Annotated in this window: 14 protein-coding genes, 1 tRNA gene and 1 pseudogene; 6 read left to right on the top strand and 10 right to left on the bottom strand. The window is 54.4% G+C overall.

Going from position 1 to position 17,357, the window contains the following annotated elements:
- Positions 1–114: 114 nt before the first annotated feature.
- On the top strand, positions 115–1,980 hold the full coding sequence (gene uvrC, locus QQ91_RS05085) for an excinuclease ABC subunit UvrC (RefSeq protein ID WP_166280712.1): 1,866 nt from the start codon (positions 115–117) through the stop codon (positions 1,978–1,980).
- A gap of 279 nt (positions 1,981–2,259) precedes the next feature.
- A complete protein-coding gene (locus QQ91_RS05080) occupies positions 2,260–2,451 on the top strand; it encodes a replication restart DNA helicase PriA (protein WP_166280710.1) in 192 nt (63 codons plus the stop codon).
- A gap of 176 nt (positions 2,452–2,627) precedes the next feature.
- On the opposite strand, the gene QQ91_RS05075 is transcribed toward QQ91_RS05080, so the two are convergent.
- Together QQ91_RS05075 and QQ91_RS05070 are read right to left on the bottom strand one after the other, a co-directional pair.
- Positions 2,628–5,111 carry an ATP-dependent Clp protease ATP-binding subunit gene (locus QQ91_RS05075; protein ID WP_166280708.1) on the bottom strand — a complete coding sequence of 828 codons (2,484 nt, stop codon included), beginning with the start codon at positions 5,109–5,111 and terminating at the stop codon, positions 2,628–2,630.
- Positions 5,112–5,397: 286 nt separating this feature from the next.
- A complete protein-coding gene (locus QQ91_RS05070; RefSeq protein ID WP_166280706.1) occupies positions 5,398–5,982 on the bottom strand; it encodes a GNAT family N-acetyltransferase in 585 nt (194 codons plus the stop codon).
- An 89-nt stretch (positions 5,983–6,071) separates the two neighbouring features.
- Between QQ91_RS05070 and lysA the strand changes: the two genes are divergently transcribed.
- From lysA to uppS, 3 genes are read left to right on the top strand one after another with little or no spacing between them, the layout of a single operon-like run.
- A complete protein-coding gene (gene lysA, locus QQ91_RS05065) occupies positions 6,072–7,508 on the top strand; it encodes a diaminopimelate decarboxylase (protein ID WP_166280704.1) in 1,437 nt (478 codons plus the stop codon).
- A 52-nt stretch (positions 7,509–7,560) separates the two neighbouring features.
- Positions 7,561–8,478 carry a diadenylate cyclase CdaA gene (gene cdaA / locus QQ91_RS05060; protein WP_166280702.1) on the top strand — a complete coding sequence of 306 codons (918 nt, stop codon included), beginning with the start codon at positions 7,561–7,563 and terminating at the stop codon, positions 8,476–8,478.
- The gene (gene uppS, locus QQ91_RS05055) at positions 8,475–9,224 is read left to right on the top strand and encodes a polyprenyl diphosphate synthase (protein WP_166280700.1); all 750 of its coding nucleotides are present in this window, start codon (positions 8,475–8,477) and stop codon (positions 9,222–9,224) included. Before cdaA ends, uppS begins: the two co-directional genes overlap by 4 nt.
- A 48-nt stretch (positions 9,225–9,272) precedes the next feature.
- On the opposite strand, the gene QQ91_RS05050 is transcribed toward uppS, so the two are convergent.
- From QQ91_RS05050 to psbZ, 6 genes and pseudogenes are all read right to left on the bottom strand, one after another.
- A complete protein-coding gene (locus tag QQ91_RS05050; protein WP_166280698.1) occupies positions 9,273–9,551 on the bottom strand; it encodes a DUF3143 domain-containing protein in 279 nt (92 codons plus the stop codon).
- A gap of 36 nt (positions 9,552–9,587) precedes the next feature.
- On the bottom strand, positions 9,588–10,229 hold the full coding sequence (locus QQ91_RS05045; protein ID WP_250833265.1) for a J domain-containing protein: 642 nt from the start codon (positions 10,227–10,229) through the stop codon (positions 9,588–9,590).
- Positions 10,230–10,364: 135 nt separating this feature from the next.
- Positions 10,365–11,138, bottom strand: coding sequence for a 3-methyl-2-oxobutanoate hydroxymethyltransferase (gene panB / locus QQ91_RS05040; protein WP_166280696.1), 774 nt, complete (start codon positions 11,136–11,138; stop codon positions 10,365–10,367).
- 2 nt (positions 11,139–11,140) lie between these two features.
- A tRNA-Gly gene (locus QQ91_RS05035) sits at positions 11,141–11,212 on the bottom strand.
- A gap of 192 nt (positions 11,213–11,404) precedes the next feature.
- Positions 11,405–11,875, bottom strand: a pseudogene (ribH, locus tag QQ91_RS05030) (6,7-dimethyl-8-ribityllumazine synthase); the annotation flags it as partial.
- Between the two features lie 292 nt (positions 11,876–12,167).
- Positions 12,168–12,356 carry a photosystem II reaction center protein PsbZ gene (gene psbZ / locus QQ91_RS05025; protein ID WP_166280692.1) on the bottom strand — a complete coding sequence of 63 codons (189 nt, stop codon included), beginning with the start codon at positions 12,354–12,356 and terminating at the stop codon, positions 12,168–12,170.
- 117 nt (positions 12,357–12,473) lie between these two features.
- On the opposite strand from psbZ, the gene QQ91_RS05020 reads away from it, so the two are divergent.
- Complete coding sequence (locus QQ91_RS05020; protein ID WP_236096076.1) at positions 12,474–15,179, top strand: CBS domain-containing protein; 2,706 nt, start codon at positions 12,474–12,476, stop codon at positions 15,177–15,179.
- 79 nt (positions 15,180–15,258) lie between these two features.
- Here the strand turns inward: QQ91_RS05020 and argS are convergent, their stop codons facing one another.
- Together argS and petN are read right to left on the bottom strand one after the other, a co-directional pair.
- Entirely contained in the window at positions 15,259–17,016 is a 1,758-nt protein-coding gene (gene argS, locus QQ91_RS05015) for an arginine--tRNA ligase (RefSeq protein WP_166280690.1), read from the bottom strand.
- A 188-nt stretch (positions 17,017–17,204) separates the two neighbouring features.
- Complete coding sequence (gene petN, locus QQ91_RS05010; protein WP_166280688.1) at positions 17,205–17,294, bottom strand: cytochrome b6-f complex subunit PetN; 90 nt, start codon at positions 17,292–17,294, stop codon at positions 17,205–17,207.
- Positions 17,295–17,357 lie beyond the last annotated feature (63 nt).

Below are 17,357 nucleotides of genomic sequence, written 5' to 3'. Positions count from 1 at the left end.
CATCACCCAACCCTGGTCCCTGCCTTAAGGCAACCTGCTAGAGGGCTATCCCCAGGGGGTGCCTTGATCAACCCGTCGCTTGTTTAAAGTTGCCTTGGCATGGTTCCCAATTTAATGGATCGTCCCCCCCTCCTCAAAACCCTTGATCGCCTAGAGGCTCGACTTCAGGAAATTCCCAGTGAGCCGGGCGTTTATTTTATGAAGGATGCCCAGGACTGCATTCTTTATATCGGTAAATCCAAAAAGCTCCGGACTCGGGTGCGCTCCTACTTTCGGCAGATCCAGGATCATCCTCCCCGCATTGAGCTGATGGTGCGGCAGATTGTGGAGATTGAGTTTATTGTCACCGACACTGAAGCAGAGGCCTTGGCCCTTGAGGCAAACCTGATCAAGCAGCACCAGCCCCACTTCAACGTGTTGCTCAAGGACGATAAGAAATACCCCTATCTGTGCATTACCTGGTCTGAGGACTATCCCCGGATCTTTATTACCCGTAAACGCCGCCTGGGTCAGGCCCAAGATAAATATTACGGTCCCTACGTGGATACCTATGCCCTCCGTCAAACCCTGCGGCTGGTGAAGCGATTGTTTCCCCTGCGCCAGCGTCCCAAGCCGGTGTTCAAGGACCGCCCCTGTCTCAACTACGATATTGGCCGCTGTCCAGGGGTCTGCCAGGGATTAATTTCTCCCCAGGACTATCGCAAAGTGATGCAGCGCGTGGCCATGATTTTCCAGGGGAGAACCCAGGAACTCATTCACACCCTTCAGCCCCAGATGGACGCTGCGGCTGCGGCGCTCCAGTTTGAGGTGGCGGCTCGGATTCGAGATCAAATTGCTGGGTTAGAAAAGCTAGGGGCTGATCAAAAGGTGGCCCTGCCCGATGACACTGTCTCGCGCGATGCCATTGCCCTGGCTGCAGATGACCATGTGGCCTGTGTGCAGCTTTTTCAGGTGCGCGCCGGACGGCTGGTGGGACGCCTTGGCTACATTGCAGACAGTCAAACCGGATCGGTGGGCGATATCCTGCAGCGGGTTCTAGAAGAACACTATATCAGTGCGGCGGCCGTTGAGATTCCAGCGGAAATCCTGGTGCCTACACCGCTGCCGGACGCCGACATTTTGGTCCGGGCCCTCAGCGATCGTCGCGGTCGAAAGGTAACCCTGATTTGTCCCCAGCGTCAGCGGAAGGCAGAACTGCTGGAAATGGTTGAGCGCAACGCCATCCATGAGTTGACCCGAATGCAGCGCGTGCGCGATCGCAACCTGCAGGCGCTCCAGGATCTAGCAGACTTGCTGCATTTACCCCATCTGCCCCATCGCATTGAGGGCTATGACATCTCCCATATCCAAGGATCAGATGCCGTGGCCTCGCGGGTGGTCTTTATGGATGGGGTTCCGGCCAAGCAACTGTATCGCCGCTACAAAATTAAAAATCCAGCGGTCCGCCCTGGCCACTCCGATGACTTTGCCAGTATGGCTGAGGTGATTGGGCGCAGGTTTCGAGACTACAGTGGCGCTGATCCCAAGGCAAGGGTAGGCGATGCCGACTGGCCAGATTTGATCATGATTGATGGAGGCAAAGGTCAACTGTCCGCGGTGATGTCTACCCTCGATCAGCTGAATCTGCAGGACAGGCTGCAGGTGGTGAGCTTGGCGAAGCAGCGAGAGGAGATCTTTCGGCCTGGGGCCTCCCTTCCCCTGGAAACCAGGGCCGAACAGCCTGGAGTGCAGCTGATTCGGCGACTGCGCGACGAAGCTCATCGATTTGCCGTTTCGTTTCACCGCCAGCAGCGATCGGAACGGATGCGGCGATCGCGGCTTGACGAAATTCCTGGGCTAGGCCACCACCGTCAACGGGAATTGCTAGCCACCTTCCGATCTATCGACTACCTTCGTGATGCCAGCCCTGAACAACTAGCCCAGGTGTCTGGCATTGGACCCAAACTGGCCCAGCAAATTTATGATTACTTCCATCCCTAACCGGAAATCGAGCCCATACCCTAAAGTGATCCCCGTTGCGATTACGCTGTAGTTCCTGGATTAAAGGTGAAAATTCTTTGATCTCCATCTAGAAATATTTAATTTAGCTTAAAGATTGAGGCGAAATTTAGAAATCTACGCCATCATGTAGATTGCTTGATCCCGAATAAATTCTTTAGCCTGGATTTCAAAATTTTCATGGAACCCCAATGCCCCGGTTTAGTCTGTGGGCCTAGACCTTCCCATTTTCTTGACTCCCCCTTTACATCTAAATCTTTTATGAATCACGTTACTCAAGTTCGCTGCCCAAACTGTGGCAGTCATGCAACCCGAGACCGCGTTAAAAATACCAGCTTAATCCGCACCCAATGCCGCACCTGTGACTATCTACTGATCACCTGTAATGAGACTGGTCGCGTGATTGAATCCTATGCCCCAGGTCTCTCGATGGTTTCGCTGGTAAACCGCTAGGGAACCCAATGGCCCAGTAAACCGTGAGCCCTCTCGCACCTTCACCCTCCCCTTAATTCCCGTTTATTTTGTTTCTTCTCGCAAAAAAGTTCCCCGAAATTTCGGGGAACTTTTTTCATGCATCGGGCTTAAATCAACCCAGGGAGCATGACCAACAGAGAATGGGTGTAAGAGACCTAGGAAGAAGCCTCTACGGTTTGGGGAAGTGCCTCTTGCTGTTTCTCGCCTGGGATCACGACGACTTGACCCTCGCTGTCCACGTCCACCTGAATGGCATCGCCTTCTTGAACTTTGCCTGAGAGAATTTCCTCTGCAAGGCTGTCCTCCAGCAGCCGCATAATGGCGCGACGCAATGGACGGGCCCCATAGCTGGGATTATATCCTTCCTCAACCAGGCGATCCTTGAAACGATCGGTTACGGTGAGCTGGATATCTTTTTCCAACAGGCGCGTAAAGACTTCCTTCAGCAGCAGATCCGAAATTTCCTTCACCTCATCCTTCGTCAGCTGACGGAAGACAATAATCTCATCTAAGCGGTTGAGAAACTCTGGACGGAAATACTGCTTGAGCTCTTCGTTCACCAGGGAGCGAATCCGATTGTACTGAGAATCGGCTTCACTTTCCCCAGAAAAATCAAAGCCCAGACCGCCGCCACCCTTTTCAATGACCTTCGATCCAATGTTCGAAGTCATGATTAGGAGCGTGTTTTTAAAGTCCACCGTCCGACCCTTAGAATCGGTTAACCGCCCATCTTCTAAAATTTGCAGCAGCAAGTTAAAGACATCCGGGTGAGCCTTTTCAATTTCGTCAAACAGCACCACTGTATAGGGACGCCGCCGCACCGCCTCCGTAAGCTGTCCCCCTTCGCTGTAGCCTACATAGCCGGGGGGCGAACCAATGAGCTTGGAGACCGTATGGCGCTCCATATACTCTGACATGTCGAGGCGAATCATCGCCTCCTCAGAACCGAAGAAGTAGGTGGCCAACGCCTTGGTTAACTCGGTTTTGCCCACCCCGGTGGGACCGGAGAAAATAAAGCTGGCGATGGGCCGATTGGGATTTTTAAGCCCCACTCTAGCGCGACGAATGGCCCGAGAAATGGCTTTTACCGCCTCATCTTGACCAATCAGCCGCTGGTGGAGCGTGTCCTCCATGTGCAATAGCTTCTCGGATTCAGATTCGGTGAGCTTACTCACTGGTACGCCGGTCCAGGAAGCCACAATGCTGGCAATATCTTCTTCGGTGACGTTCGGTGAAATGTCGGCGTCCTGGGAATCACCGCGCTTGGACTGGGCAATCTCACGAATTTGCCCTTTGATATCCATTTCGCGATCGCGGAGTTCCCCTGCTTTGTCAAAGTCCTGGGATCGCACCGCCTCATCTTTGTCCTTGAGGATTTGCCGCAGCTGCTTGTCCAACTCCTTGGCAGCCGGGGGAAGCTGAGAGTTGAGGAGCCGCACCCGTGAACCGGCTTCGTCAATGAGGTCAATCGCCTTGTCGGGTAGATAGCGATCGGAAATATAGCGATCGGCTAGCTTGGCGGCCGCCTCCAGGGCTTCATCGGTAATTTTGAGCTTGTGGTGGGTTTCGTAGCGCTCTCGTAACCCGTAGAGAATTTCAATGGTTTCACCCACAGAGGGCTCACCCACGGTGACCGGCTGAAACCGACGCTCCAGGGCGGCGTCTCGCTCAATGTGCTTGCGATATTCGTCCAGGGTGGTCGCGCCAATGCACTGAAGCTCTCCCCGCGCCAGGGCTGGCTTGAGGATATTGGCTGCATCAATGGCGCCTTCTGCCGCCCCTGCCCCAATCAGGGTATGCACCTCGTCAATGACGAGGATGACGTTGGAGGCCTGCCGAATTTCGTCCATGATTTTCTTTAGACGCTCCTCAAACTCGCCCCGGTACTTGGTTCCGGCCACGAGTAATCCGATATCCAGCGTCACCACGCGTTTATCTTGAAGAATATCTGGGACATCGCTGGTGGCAATGCGCTGAGCCAAGCCTTCAGCGATCGCCGTTTTTCCAACCCCTGGCTCACCGATTAACACCGGGTTATTTTTGGTGCGCCGTCCTAGGATCTGAATCACCCGCTCAATTTCTTTCTTCCGCCCCACCACAGGATCGAGCTTGCCATCGGTGGCCATCTGGGTCAGATTCGATCCAAACTCATCCAAGGTCGGGGTCTTGGTGCGTCCTTGGCTGCCTCCAGTGGAAACCTCTGCGGTTTCACCCAGCATGCGAATCACCTGCGTGCGAACCTTGGCCAGGTCAACCCCCAGATTTTCTAAAACACGAGCTGCGACCCCTTCGCCCTCACGAATTAAGCCCAGCAGCAAATGCTCAGTCCCAATGTAATTGTGACCCAGCTGGCGCGCCTCTTCTAGGGATAGTTCTAGGACCCGCTTTGCCCGGGGCGTAAAGGGAATCTCAACCGCAACAAAACCAGAGCCGCGTCCGATAATCTTCTCCACTTCGACGCGAGCGTCTTTGAGGTTAACCCCCATGGATTTTAAGACCTTGGCAGCGACGCCCGTTCCTTCCCCGATCAGGCCCAACAGAATTTGCTCGGTTCCAACAAAGTTGTGACCTAGCCGTCGGGCTTCTTCTTGGGCCAACATGATGACCTTAATGGCTTTTTCTGTGAAGCGTTCAAACATGGCAATTTCCCACTACCTGGTCCTTTGTGGTAAACCCAATCTTAACATAGAGAAACTCGCTAAAATTGGGCGCTTTGGCGGGAGGCTTCTGGACGTTTTTCGTAAAAATGAGCACAAAAACAAATTTTTATCTCTGCACCCCTAGCCCACCTCTCTTGACTCATTGTAAAGACTTCCCTAGGGGATGGGGGGATCGCGCATGGATCGGTATTCCACATCCACCGCCACCTTGGGCGCTGCCTCAGTCCCCATAGGTTTGGTCCCCATAGGTTCGGTTCACATAGGTTCAGTCCACATAGGTGAGAAGGCGGTGCTGTTCACGCGCCACCCGTGATTGCAGATTGCGCCACCGATCCGTGAGGACCTGTCGACGGGCTGGGGTATGCAACCCTGAGAGCCAGAAAATGGAGGCGCTTTCCCCGTCTGGGTAGTAGTGCGGGCGCTCACCCACGGCCTTAAATCCGTATTGCTCGTAGAGCCCAATGGCGGCTTGATTACTGGATCTGACCTCCAGGGTTGCGCGCGTGCCTTGCCGCTGACTGGTGTGGTACAGCAGTCGGTTGAGCAGGCCCCCACCCCAGCCTAAGGTCCGATAATCGGGATGAACTGCCAGCATCGTCAGGTGAACTTCATCGAGAATGTGCCACCCGCAGACCATGCCCAATAGCCCGAAGTGACCCGCGCGCGGCACCGTCTTGCTCAGCGGGGCGCTCAGGGGCGCGACTAATCCCAACAGCACCGCACTGGATCGCTGCATCTCCTGTTGATAGGCCCCTAAGGTCCAAAATCCTCCCAGGGTCTGACGGTCAAGATCGGCGGCGGCGGCGGCGAACTCCCGCGGCAAAGCCAGGATGTGCAGCGTTGAAGTCATGGCGCAATGGAGGTGAGGAGACCCAGATTCTCTTAACATGAAAAGGCCGCCAAACTGTAGACTAGTTAAGTTAAACACAGCTTTTTCCCATGGTGTCTTCTCAAGATCTCACAGTTGCGCCTTTTGATGATCTATCGGTTGATCTGCGATCGCCCAACCAGCAGCTTCTACCCCTCACGGCTCGCGTGAACGATCAAGATCATCTTGAGATCGGAGGATGCGACGTGACCCAACTGGTGCAGCAATTTGGCTCACCACTCTATATATTAGATGAGCAAACGGTCCGAGTGGCTTGTCAGCAGTATCGGCAGGCCTTTGCGCGCCACTATCCTGGAGAGTCCCTGGTCCTTTATGCCTCCAAGGCCTGGAACTGTTTGGCCGTTTGTGCCCTGGTTGCCGATGAATCCGTTGGGATTGATGTTGTTTCGGGGGGAGAACTCTATACTGCCCTAGCGGCGGGCATGCCAGCTCAGCGTATTTATGTGCATGGGAATAACAAGGGGCGTGAGGAGCTGGCCCTGGCCATTGCTGCGGGCTGCACCATCATTGCAGATAACTGGTATGAGCTAAACTTGCTCGTTGATCTGGTGGCTCAACGCCGTCATACGCCTCTGATCGATCCCCACGAACTGCCAGCGGGCGTTGCCCTGATCCAGGGATCGCCCCGGGTCATGCTTCGCCTGACGCCAGGCATTGAATGCCACACCCATGAATATATTCGCACCGGGCACCTGGACAGCAAGTTTGGTTTCGACCCCAATCAGATGCCTGAGGTGTTAGCCTTTGCCGCAGCGCACCCGGAGATTGAATGGATCGGCGTCCATGCCCACATTGGATCCCAGATTTTTGAGGTTGCGCCCCACCGAGATCTCACCGATGTGCTAGTGGAGTGGTTCGTCAAGGCTGCTCAGATGGGGCTCCCCATGCAGGAGCTAAATGTGGGGGGCGGATTGGGGATTCGCTATACGGAATCCGATGATCCCCCCAGTATTGAGGACTGGTCCAAAGTGGTCTGCGAGGGCATTGTGGCCGCTTGTCAAACCTGGCATCTCGATTATCCGAAGCTGCTGTGCGAACCTGGGCGATCGCTGATTGGCCCTGCCTGCGTGACCGCCTACACCATTGGATCGCGAAAGGTGGTACCAGACATTCGGACCTATCTTGCCGTAGATGGAGGCATGTCCGACAATCCTCGCCCCATAACGTATCAATCTCTCTATAGCTTGGTCCTAGCTAACCGCATGTCTGCGCCAATCTCGGAAGTGGCGACAATTGCTGGCAAACATTGTGAATCGGGCGATATCCTAGTCAAGGACGCCAAAATCCCAGTGTGTGAGGTGGGGGATCACCTCGTGGTTCTCTCAACAGGGGCGTACAACTACAGTATGTCTTCAAATTACAATCGCATTCCGCGTCCCGCAGCGGTCATGGTCCGAGAGGGGCAAGCGAACTTGATTTTACGGCGCGAAACTTACCAGGATCTGCTCCGTCAGGATTGTGTTCCCGCACGTCTACAGACACACTGACCTTTTGGTCGTTTGGCAATCGCAACGAATAGCTTAGGGTAAGACCGTCTCAATGGAAGGGCTACAGCAATGGGTGAGTGACTTGATCGCAAATCAGTCATTGCTTCTGTTTTTAGACATTGGCCTAGTCCTTGCCCTGACCTACATGGTCCTGTTGGTGATCGCGGAGCGGCGCACCCTCTGGATGGTCCGAGGGTTTATCCTGCTGATGCTGGCGGCAAAGGCTAGTGAGCGGTTAGGATTAGATCTTCTGTTTTTTCTGCTCTCTAACCTGGTTACTGGGTCAGCCGTTGCCATGGCGGTCATTCTCCAATCTGAAGCCCGTCGATTTTTAGAGCAGCTCGGTCGCGGTGAACTGTTTCAGCTGTTCAAGCCCAAGGCCTATAGTTTGCAAGAGTCCCAAAGCCCTGTGGACAAGGTGGTCGAAGCGGTCAAAGAACTCTCCCAAAATCGTACCGGTGCTCTCCTCATCCTTGAGACTTCCCCAACGCCCATGAATGAGCGTGATTTTTCTGTTCCCGGCGTTAAGCTGAATGCGGAATTGTCCAAGGAACTGATTCAAACCATTTTTCAAACCACGACCTTGCTCCATGACGGGGCACTGTTGATCCGGGGCGATCGCATTGCCGCAGCGGGTGTTATCCTACCCATATCTGACCGCCTTGATGCCTCACGGCAGCTTGGTACGCGCCATCGAGCCGCCATGGGGATCACAGAACGAGTTGATCAATGCGTTTGCATCGTTGTTTCAGAAGAAACAGGTTCAATTTCTCTGGCTGAGAAGGGGAACCTCCAGCGCCCTCTAACCAGCAGCAAGTTGAAAGAACTCTTGTCTTCTCGTCTCACCTCTACGCTAGAGCGAGATGTGGTGACTCCAGGATTTAGTTCCATCTTTAAGTCCCTCCATAGTCAAAGTGTGTCCCTGGTTCAACATCTTTTCAACCTGTCTGGTTTCCGGAAAAAAACATGACTGTGAATTCTACTGCCCTGGATAAGCTGCCCGTAGACCTTGAGGTTCAAAAGCTGCCGCGACATGTGGCCGTGATTATGGATGGAAATGGTCGCTGGGCACAGCAACAGGGGTTGCCCCGCTTTATCGGCCATCGACGCGGGGTGGATGCGCTCAAGGCCCTGCTGCGCTGCTGTAAAGACTGGGGAATCGGGGCCTTAACGGCCTATGCGTTCTCCACCGAAAACTGGCGACGCCCCATGCCCGAGGTGGAATTTTTGATGACGCTGTTTGAGCGGGTGTTGCGGCGAGAACTTCAGGAGATGGTGGAGGAGGGGGTCCAAATTCGGTTTGTTGGAGATTTGCAGGCTCTGCCCGATACGCTGCAGCGCGAGATTAATCGGGCCATGGAAGCCACTCAAATGAATCGGGACATTCAGTTTGTGGTGGCAACCAACTACGGTGGACGAACAGAAATTGTTCAGGCCTGCCGGGCGATTGCTCAGGCTGTCAAGGCAGGTCGCCTGGCAGCAGAGGAGATTGATGAATCTATCTTTGAGCAGTACCTGTATACAGCAGGTATTGGAGATCCAGATTTACTCATTCGCACCAGCGGAGAAATGCGAGTTAGCAATTTCTTGCTCTGGCAAATGGCCTACGCGGAACTGTACGTGACCAATACTCTTTGGCCAGATTTTAATCGGCAGGAGTTTCACCGTGCTCTGGTGTCCTATCAGCAGCGACAACGGCGGTTTGGCAAGCTTTAGGGGCAATTTTTAGGGAGGACGGAGGGACAAGACGGGGGTCTGACCTCGCTAAGGCCCCATGAAAATTGCGGCATCGAGATCCTGACGGCTCAGCGAATATTTAAAGGTTCGCTTGATGGGATGGTCGGGATCTTGCTTAAGGTAATAAACCACAGTGAGATCTTCGATATCTAAATTCAGCTCTGCCCGCCATTGTGGGTGCTCCAGGTGCCAGAGATGGGGAAGCTGACGATCTTGACTGCATCCATGATCGGACAGCCACAGTTCAATGGCAGGAAGCGGATGGTTATATAAGGGCGTATCGGATGATGGGAGCGTAGGAGTCATGGGAGGCGGTGTTGCAAATCGAGTCGATAAGGAAACCTAACCGGAAGCCGAAGATCGCTGCAGGTTTAAGGGATGTAAAAGGTGAGGAGCCGGGCGGGTAGAAAACTGGCTCTGGGCTTGAGTCGGGGATCGAGGTTGACTGTCGGGCAGAGGAACCGTGATCTGTTGAGCAGTGACCTGCGGTTTTTTCGCAGCCTCCTGGGGCAGCGCCTGAATCAGGACCTCCCCCCGAGAAATTCCCACCACAATGGCTAATAGCAGACAGCCCACAAAGGTCAGTCCAAGAATGAAGAGGGCAAAAATTTCACCTGGGGAGAGGGGGCGATCGCGGGCCTCTAGGAAGGCAGAATTAGATCCCGTGCGCGGTGGGGGGTCCTGGGATCGGCTAGGAGGGGGATTTGGAGAAGCTGCAGCCTGTAGATTCAGATCGTAGAGCATCCGCTTTTTTTGATCTCGCAGATGATCGTAGGCCTGGTTGAGCACCTGAAATTTTACCGCAGCCTCACGGGGGTCCAAGGGGGTGGTATCAGGATGGTACTGTTTGCTCTTGCGCCGATAGGCCGAACGAATTTGCTCCTGAGTTGCTTGGGTTGAAACTCCCAGGATGTCGTAGTAGGAATTTTCTGGATTCAATCCATTCCCCACTGGCTCAGCCTGTTTTTCTGGATTAGAGGACACGCCCACCTCTGGACAGCCAAACCAACCTTGCTATTGTGACACAATGGTTTGCCTTCTGATAAAACCTGTGCCATGAGGATGGCTGTGGGCAGACTGGGAATCCCCGCCGCTTCGGGCCGGGGAGGATGTCAACCCCTAGGGAAACTTGCCTTGACGAACATCTTGACTGTAAGCCTGCACCGCTTCTTGAACCTTGGAACGCAAGTTCAGGTAGGGGGGAGCAAAGGGAGGCTGTTTGGAGGTTAGCCCCAACAGGTCTGCGGTGACTAAAATTTGGCCATCGCAGGCAGGCCCCGCGCCAATGCCGATGGTGGGGATGGTTAGAGATTGGGTTACTTGAGCGGCCACATCCTTAGGGATATGCTCAAGCACAATGGAGAAGGCGCCAGCGGACTCGAGCGCCCTTGCCTGTGTCAGGATCTGCTCCGCTGCTTCCGGCGTTTTTCCCTGCTGCCGATATCCCAACTGATGGACAGACTGGGGGGTTAAACCCAGATGCCCCATCACCGGAATCCCTCGCTGGACCAGGAACGAGACGGTGTCCACCATGGCAGAGTATCCCCCCTCAAGTTTGACGGCTTGGGCTTGGGTTTCTTGAATGATCCGCCCGGCCACCTGGAAGGCCACCTGAGGACTCTCTTGATAGCTCAGAAACGGAAGATCACACACTAATAACGCCTGCTGCACTCCCCGACTCACGGCTTGGGCATGGTGCAACATGGTCTCTAGCGTCATGGGCAAGGTTGTGGGGTGCCCCAGGGCTACCATGGCCAGAGAATCTCCCACCAGCACCACATCCACACCGGCTTGATCGATTAACTCTGCAAACAAATAGTCCCAGGCCGTAAGCGCCACAATGGGCTCAGCGTTACGCTTCTTCTTTTGGAGAGTATGAACGGTAACTTTCATAAAGCGGGTAACGCGATTCGAACGCGCGACATTCACCTTGGCAAGGTGACGCTCTACCACTGAGCTATACCCGCAACGTCTAATAGCTTCTCAAAAGATGGGGCCACTGTCAACAATCTAGTAAAGTTTCAATCGAGATTCCGGCGTCTTTCCAACGGTGACAGATTGGGTATCCCCTGAAACAGCCTTTGAGCCAGATGCGATGGTGCGGGCCAGCTGGTTCAGGGGGATCGGGAGATCTAGATCAAGCCTGATTAAGCTTGGGGAAGGGTTTTCATTAAGCTGGCCATTTCCAGGGCATTCATGGCGTAATCCCAGCCTTTGTTGCTCTTGATGCCAGCGCGTTCCAGGGCCTGCTGCATTGTGTCAACCGTTAACACTCCAAAGATGATCGGCACCCCTGTTTGCAGCCCGGTTGCCGCAATTCCCTTGGCTACCTCCCCCGCAACATAGTCAAAGTGGGGGGTATGACCTTTGATCACAGCACCGATGCAGATAATGGCATCGTAGCGTCTGGTTTGAGCCAGAGTTTTGGCAACCAGGGGAATCTCAAAGCTTCCCGGAACCCACACATAGTCCACCTGCGAATCCTCAGGGTCAACCGTTACCCCATGGCGCTGCAAACAGTCCCGACAGCCTTCCAGGAGCTTTAGGGAAACCAGATCGTTAAACCGACCAATGACAATGGCAAAGCGAAAGTCCTGAGGATTGACAAAGCTTCCTTCAAATGTGGCCATGAAACTTAAGAGTTACGAGAGGACTGGAGTTTACCTCACCCTATGCTATCTCGCTCTGGGTCGGCATCGTGCTACAGCACGGTTGCCGCCAAAAAAAGATCCCAAAAAAAAGCCGCCCATTGCGACTGGTGTGGAGTAAGACCCTCCGTGGAGCCGTCTTCTCAGGGGGCAGGGGCTTGGGGGGACAGCTCTAGCTATCCCCAAGTTCTGTGCGATCCAAGTTCTGTGCGATCCAAGTTCTGTGCGATCCAAGCCCTGCGCGACCCGAGAGGTCCACTTCGGGCTAGACTGGCTAGACCACAAAGGAATTTAAGAAGGCCACGGCTAGAACCAGACCAATCCAGGCAATGGACCCAACCCAGATCAGCTGCCGAGAGCGATCCCAATCTTGACCTGAGGCATAGGCAACTGGAACCCCAACGGCCATGACAAAGGACAATAGAACCAACGCAAGTAGGGCAAGATCAAAAATAAATACCATTGTTTTCTCCCAATGCTGGACCAGTCTTGATTTGAAGAAAGCGCAATATAATTACAGCGACTGCTTTTGTTATATGTTGAGCGACCGTGATTATATTACCGCAAAGGGGGCACAGCGTTGCATTCGTTGTCTGAACTGGTTTTGTGTCATCGTACAGCGGACTTTGATGCGCTGGGGGCGGCGGTGGGCCTGGCCAGACTGAGACCTGGGACCCGCATTGTGCTTTGCGGTGGCGCCCATCCGGCGGTGCGGAATTTTTTGGCCCTTTACCGAGATGAGTTTCCCTTAATCGAGCGTCGTTCTGTCACGGTGGAGGCGATTCGGCGAATCACGGTGGTGGATACCCAGCGACGGGAGCAGTTGGGACCGGCCCAGGGCTGGCTTGATTTACCGCAGGTGCAGGTTGAGGTTTGGGACCATCACGTCAGTAATGATGCAGATATCAAGACCGATAACCTGCGGGTGGAGGCCGTCGGGGCTACGACTACATTGATGGTGGAGCAATGTCAGCAGCAGCATCTTCCTCTCTCGGTGGCGGATTTAACGGTGATGGCCCTGGGCATTCACGTGGATACTGGGTCCTTAACTTATGAGGGGGCAACGGTGCGAGACGCTAGAGCCCTGGCCTGGCTCATGGCTCAAGGGGCGAATCAGCGGGCGATCGCAGACTACATCGAGCCAGGCTTTTCAACGGAGCTACAGGATTTGCTGGCAGAGGTGCTGCAAAAACTGCAAACGGTGGTAGTTCGGGGGTATCGCCTGGGCTGGGTGCTGGTTCAAACGTCTTACTATGTTCCTGGTCTGTCCAGTTTGGCGTCCCAGCTGACAACCCTCAGTGAGAGTGATGCCATTTTACTGGGGCATATCTATCGCACTCACGGCGAAGGCCCGCCGCGACTCACGGTCATTGCCCGAGCCAGGGCGGACGGCATTGATGTCGCTCAAGTTTTGCAGCCCTTGGGGGGCGGCGGCCATGCCCATGCCGCTGCGGTTACTCTCAAAACGGAGGATCCTCGCGCGGCCCTGGATCAAATGGTGACCTCGCTCCGTCAATCCCTGCCTATTCCTCCCACGGCGCGAGATCTGATGTCTTCTCCGGTCAGAACCCTTCGCCCTGAGGCTACTATTAATCAAGCCCGCCGAATTTTGTTACGCTACGGACATTCTGGTCTGTCGGTGGTGAATCCCTCCGGAGATCTAGTCGGCATTATCTCTCGACGGGATCTTGATATTGCCCTGCACCATGGATTTGGGCATGCTCCGGTTAAAGGCTACATGAAAAGTCCGGTGAAAACAATTCATCCAGATACGGCTTTGCCCGAGATTGAAGCGTTGATGGTGAACTACGATATTGGTCGCCTGCCCGTCGTCGATGGCGGGCAGATCCTTGGAATCGTTACGCGCACGGATATTTTGCGGCAGATCCACCAGCTAAAAAGACCCCAGGCAGGCCAGGCCAGCATCACAAAAACCTCGATTCGATCCCTCCTGGAGAGCACACTCCCGCCCCCCCTCAAGGGGCTCTTGAAAATTGCGGCCCAGCAAGCCGAGGCCCGCGGCTGGCAGCTGTATTTGGTGGGAGGAGCGGTGCGCGATCTTTTGCTTGCCCAATCTCAGGTTCATTTCCGCGAGTTTGACCTAGTGGTGGATAGCGGGGGAACTTCGGATCTTCAGGGGGCAGGAGGGGAACTGGCTCGATCCATTGCCGAAGACTTTCCCGAGGCTCAGCTGCAAATTTATGGGGAGTTTCAAACGGCAGCTTTAATCTGGCATGACGAGAGCCATCTGGGTCCTTTTTCGATGGATATTGCCACGGCGCGCAGCGAGTTTTATCCCTATCCGGCGGCCAATCCGGAGATATCCGTTAGCTCCATTCGTCAAGATCTCTATCGACGCGACTTCTCTATCAATGCTTTGGCCGTTAGGCTCACCGGCCACCAAAATTCGCCCCAGCAGCGGGGCGAACTGCTCGATTTTTTTGGAGGTGTGGAAGACCTTGAACAAAAGTTGATTCGGGTTCTACATCCCAACAGCTTTATCGAAGATCCCACCCGCATCTTCCGAGCCATTCGCTTTGCCAGTCGGCTGGGCTTTTCCCTGGACGAGCAGACAAAAATTTATCTTCAAACTGCGATCGCCAGCGGCATTTATCAGCAAACTGAGGGGAACCACCATAAAGCCCCCGCCCTTCAAAGTCGACTGCGCAACGAGCTCAAGTACATTGTTCAAGAGGTGCACTGGTTAAGGGCGCTTGCGCTCATTCAGGATCTTGGTGCTTGGTGCTGTATTCATCCTGATCTGGCAATGCCGCCCTCAAGCTTGCGAGCCATTAAAATGGCGGCGCGTTGGCTAGAGGCCCTCAACCCTGAGCCAGGGGATCGGCGCTGGCCCATCATTCTGGAGGTGCTGCTGCTGCAGCTTCCCGAGTCGGCACGGCTCAAAGTTGCCCAGAAGTTGCAGCTACCGGAGGGAAGTCAGATGCGCCTGGGGCAATTTCAGGCATTGGTGCAGCGGTGCTCCGATCAACTCCAGGGCCATCCATCCCCCAGTCGGGTCGTGAAAACATTGCGCCCCTATTCCCCTGAACTCATCATTCTTGGTGCCGTGTGTGTCTCAGTTTCAGTGCGCGCGATCCTTTGGCGCTATCTTCAAATTTGGCAGCACGTCCAGCCCATGATTAATGGCGCAACCCTGATTGAAATGGGCTACAGGCCCGGCAAAAAATTTCGCGCCATGCTGGACTTTATCTTAGATGCAACCCTTGATGGCCAGGTGAGCGATCCCGCTTCTGCCCAGCAGATGGTGCGCCAGCGCTTTGACTGAGAAAACCCCGTTGGAAACTCGCACCGCCGGCACCGATCCCCACGGCGATCGCCATCGCGATCGCCACTGACATCGCCCCTTAAAGGCGCTCAACTACCGAGATGCCAAGCAAGGACAGCCCAAGTTTGATAGTTCGCGCCGTGAGATCGCAAAGCAGCAAACGGGAGGCTTTGACTGAGTCCTCAGCCGATAGCACCGGGCAGCGATCGTAGAACTGGTTGAACTTTTGACTGAGCTCGAATAAATACTGACACAGCCGGTTTGGCATGAGATCCTGCGCCACCGTTTTTAAGGTGTCCTGCAGCTGGAGCAGATGTTTGGCCAGGATCAGCTCCGTTTCATCGGTGAGCACTATGGACAGTTGCGATCGCAGATTGCTCAGATCAATATTACCCTTGCGGCTAATGCCCTGTACCCGCACGTAGGCATAAATCATGTAGGGAGCCGTGTTACCCTGCAGCGCCAGCATTTTATCGTAGCTAAAGATGTAATTACTGGTGCGGTTTTGGCTGAGGTCCGCATATTTTACGGCTCCGAGACCCATGACCTGGGCCACCTGATTAATAAAAGCCTCCGACTCCTGGCGATCATCGGTTCGTAGGCGTTCCAGGAAATCGGCCCTGGCTCTTTCCACCGCTTCATCCAGCAGATCCCGCAGCCGAATGGTTTCGCCGGATCGTGTCTTTAGCTTTTTGCCGTCTTCTCCCTGGACCAGACCGAAGGGGACATGAACGACCTCAACGGTGTCAGGAATGAGTTTAGCGCGGCGAGCAACTTGAAAGACTTGGGCAAAATGGTTGGCCTGTCCAGCATCGGTCACGTAAATAATGCGATCGGCCCCATCATCTTGAATGCGATACTGCAGCGCAGCTAGATCCGTCGTGGCATAGTTATAGCCTCCATCGGATTTCTGCACGATCAGCGGCTGCGAATTCCCGGCTTTATTCTGGAAACCTTCTAAAAAGACGCACTGGGCCCCTTGGTCCTCCACCAGTAGTTGTTGCTGACGCAGCAACTCAACCAGGTTGGGGAGCAGGGGATTGTAAAACGACTCTCCCCGCTCTTGCAACTTGATATCTAGACGCTGATAGATTTTGTCAAACTCACGGCGAGATTGGTCACACAGAATGGTCCAGGCCCGCAGGGTGTCCCGTTCACCAGCCTGGAGCTTAACCACCTCCTCCCGAGCCGCCTCGCGAAAGGCCTCATCGCGATCAAACCGCTCCTTCGCGCGCTTATAGAAGGTGACCAGATCGCCAAGATCAACGGCATCGGCCTGGATTAACGCCTCAGGACAGGCTTCCCGCAGATAGGTGATCAGCATGCCAAACTGAGTACCCCAGTCACCCACATGGTTCAGGCGCAGTACTTCATGACCTAAAAACTCAAGGACCCGCGCAATGGAATCGCCAATGATGGTAGATCGCAAATGCCCAACGTGCATCTCCTTGGCGATATTGGGACTTGAAAAGTCAACGATGATTTTCTGGGGATCCGAGACCGAGTCAATGCCCAGTCTGGGATGCTGCTGAAGCTGCTGAAGCTGCTGGGCGAGAAACTCAGGCGTGAGCTTAAAGTTAATAAACCCAGGGCCGGCAATGGTGGGGGCCTCGCTGAGGTGGTCTACGGCCAAATGGTCTACAATTTGGGCTGCGATCGCTCTTGGGGCCTGCTTTAGCGGTTTTGCTAAGGATAGGGCCACATTTGCCTGGTAATCTCCGAACTTAGGCTGATTGGTGGGCATCAAAAGCGGGTCCGTCTCTTGAAAGGACGGGCCAAAGGCAGCAACGAGGGCCTCACGGCACTGAGCCGTGAGGAGTTCAGAAACGGACTGCATAGAGCGGATGGAGGGAACAGGATAGAGGGGATCTAGCGCCGACGAGTCTCTCTTTTTTCATCCTCTCGCCGACGCCGGTCACGCCATTCAACAAAGGTTAGATATACGATGCCGAGGGTGATGAACAGCAGCATCGCAAAGGAAAGCGTCGCTAAAACACTGGTCAATGAAGGAGTCACGGCCCACCCTTACATGCCGTGGCGTGCCCAAACCACCATGGCAATGGAATAGGTAAACAATGTGAGCACAGCCACCCAGCCAAAACTTAAAATATCCATCGTGTTGAATCCAACCCTAAAGAACGCTAGCGCCTATTCTATCAGGTTCAGCTTCCCTCTCGG

This window comes from Lyngbya confervoides BDU141951 (assembly GCF_000817775.3).
In the GTDB taxonomy this organism is placed as follows: domain Bacteria; phylum Cyanobacteriota; class Cyanobacteriia; order Thermosynechococcales; family Thermosynechococcaceae; genus Lyngbya; species Lyngbya confervoides.
Note: the sequence above shows the minus strand (reverse complement) of the source record. Positions and strands in the feature narration are given on the sequence as shown.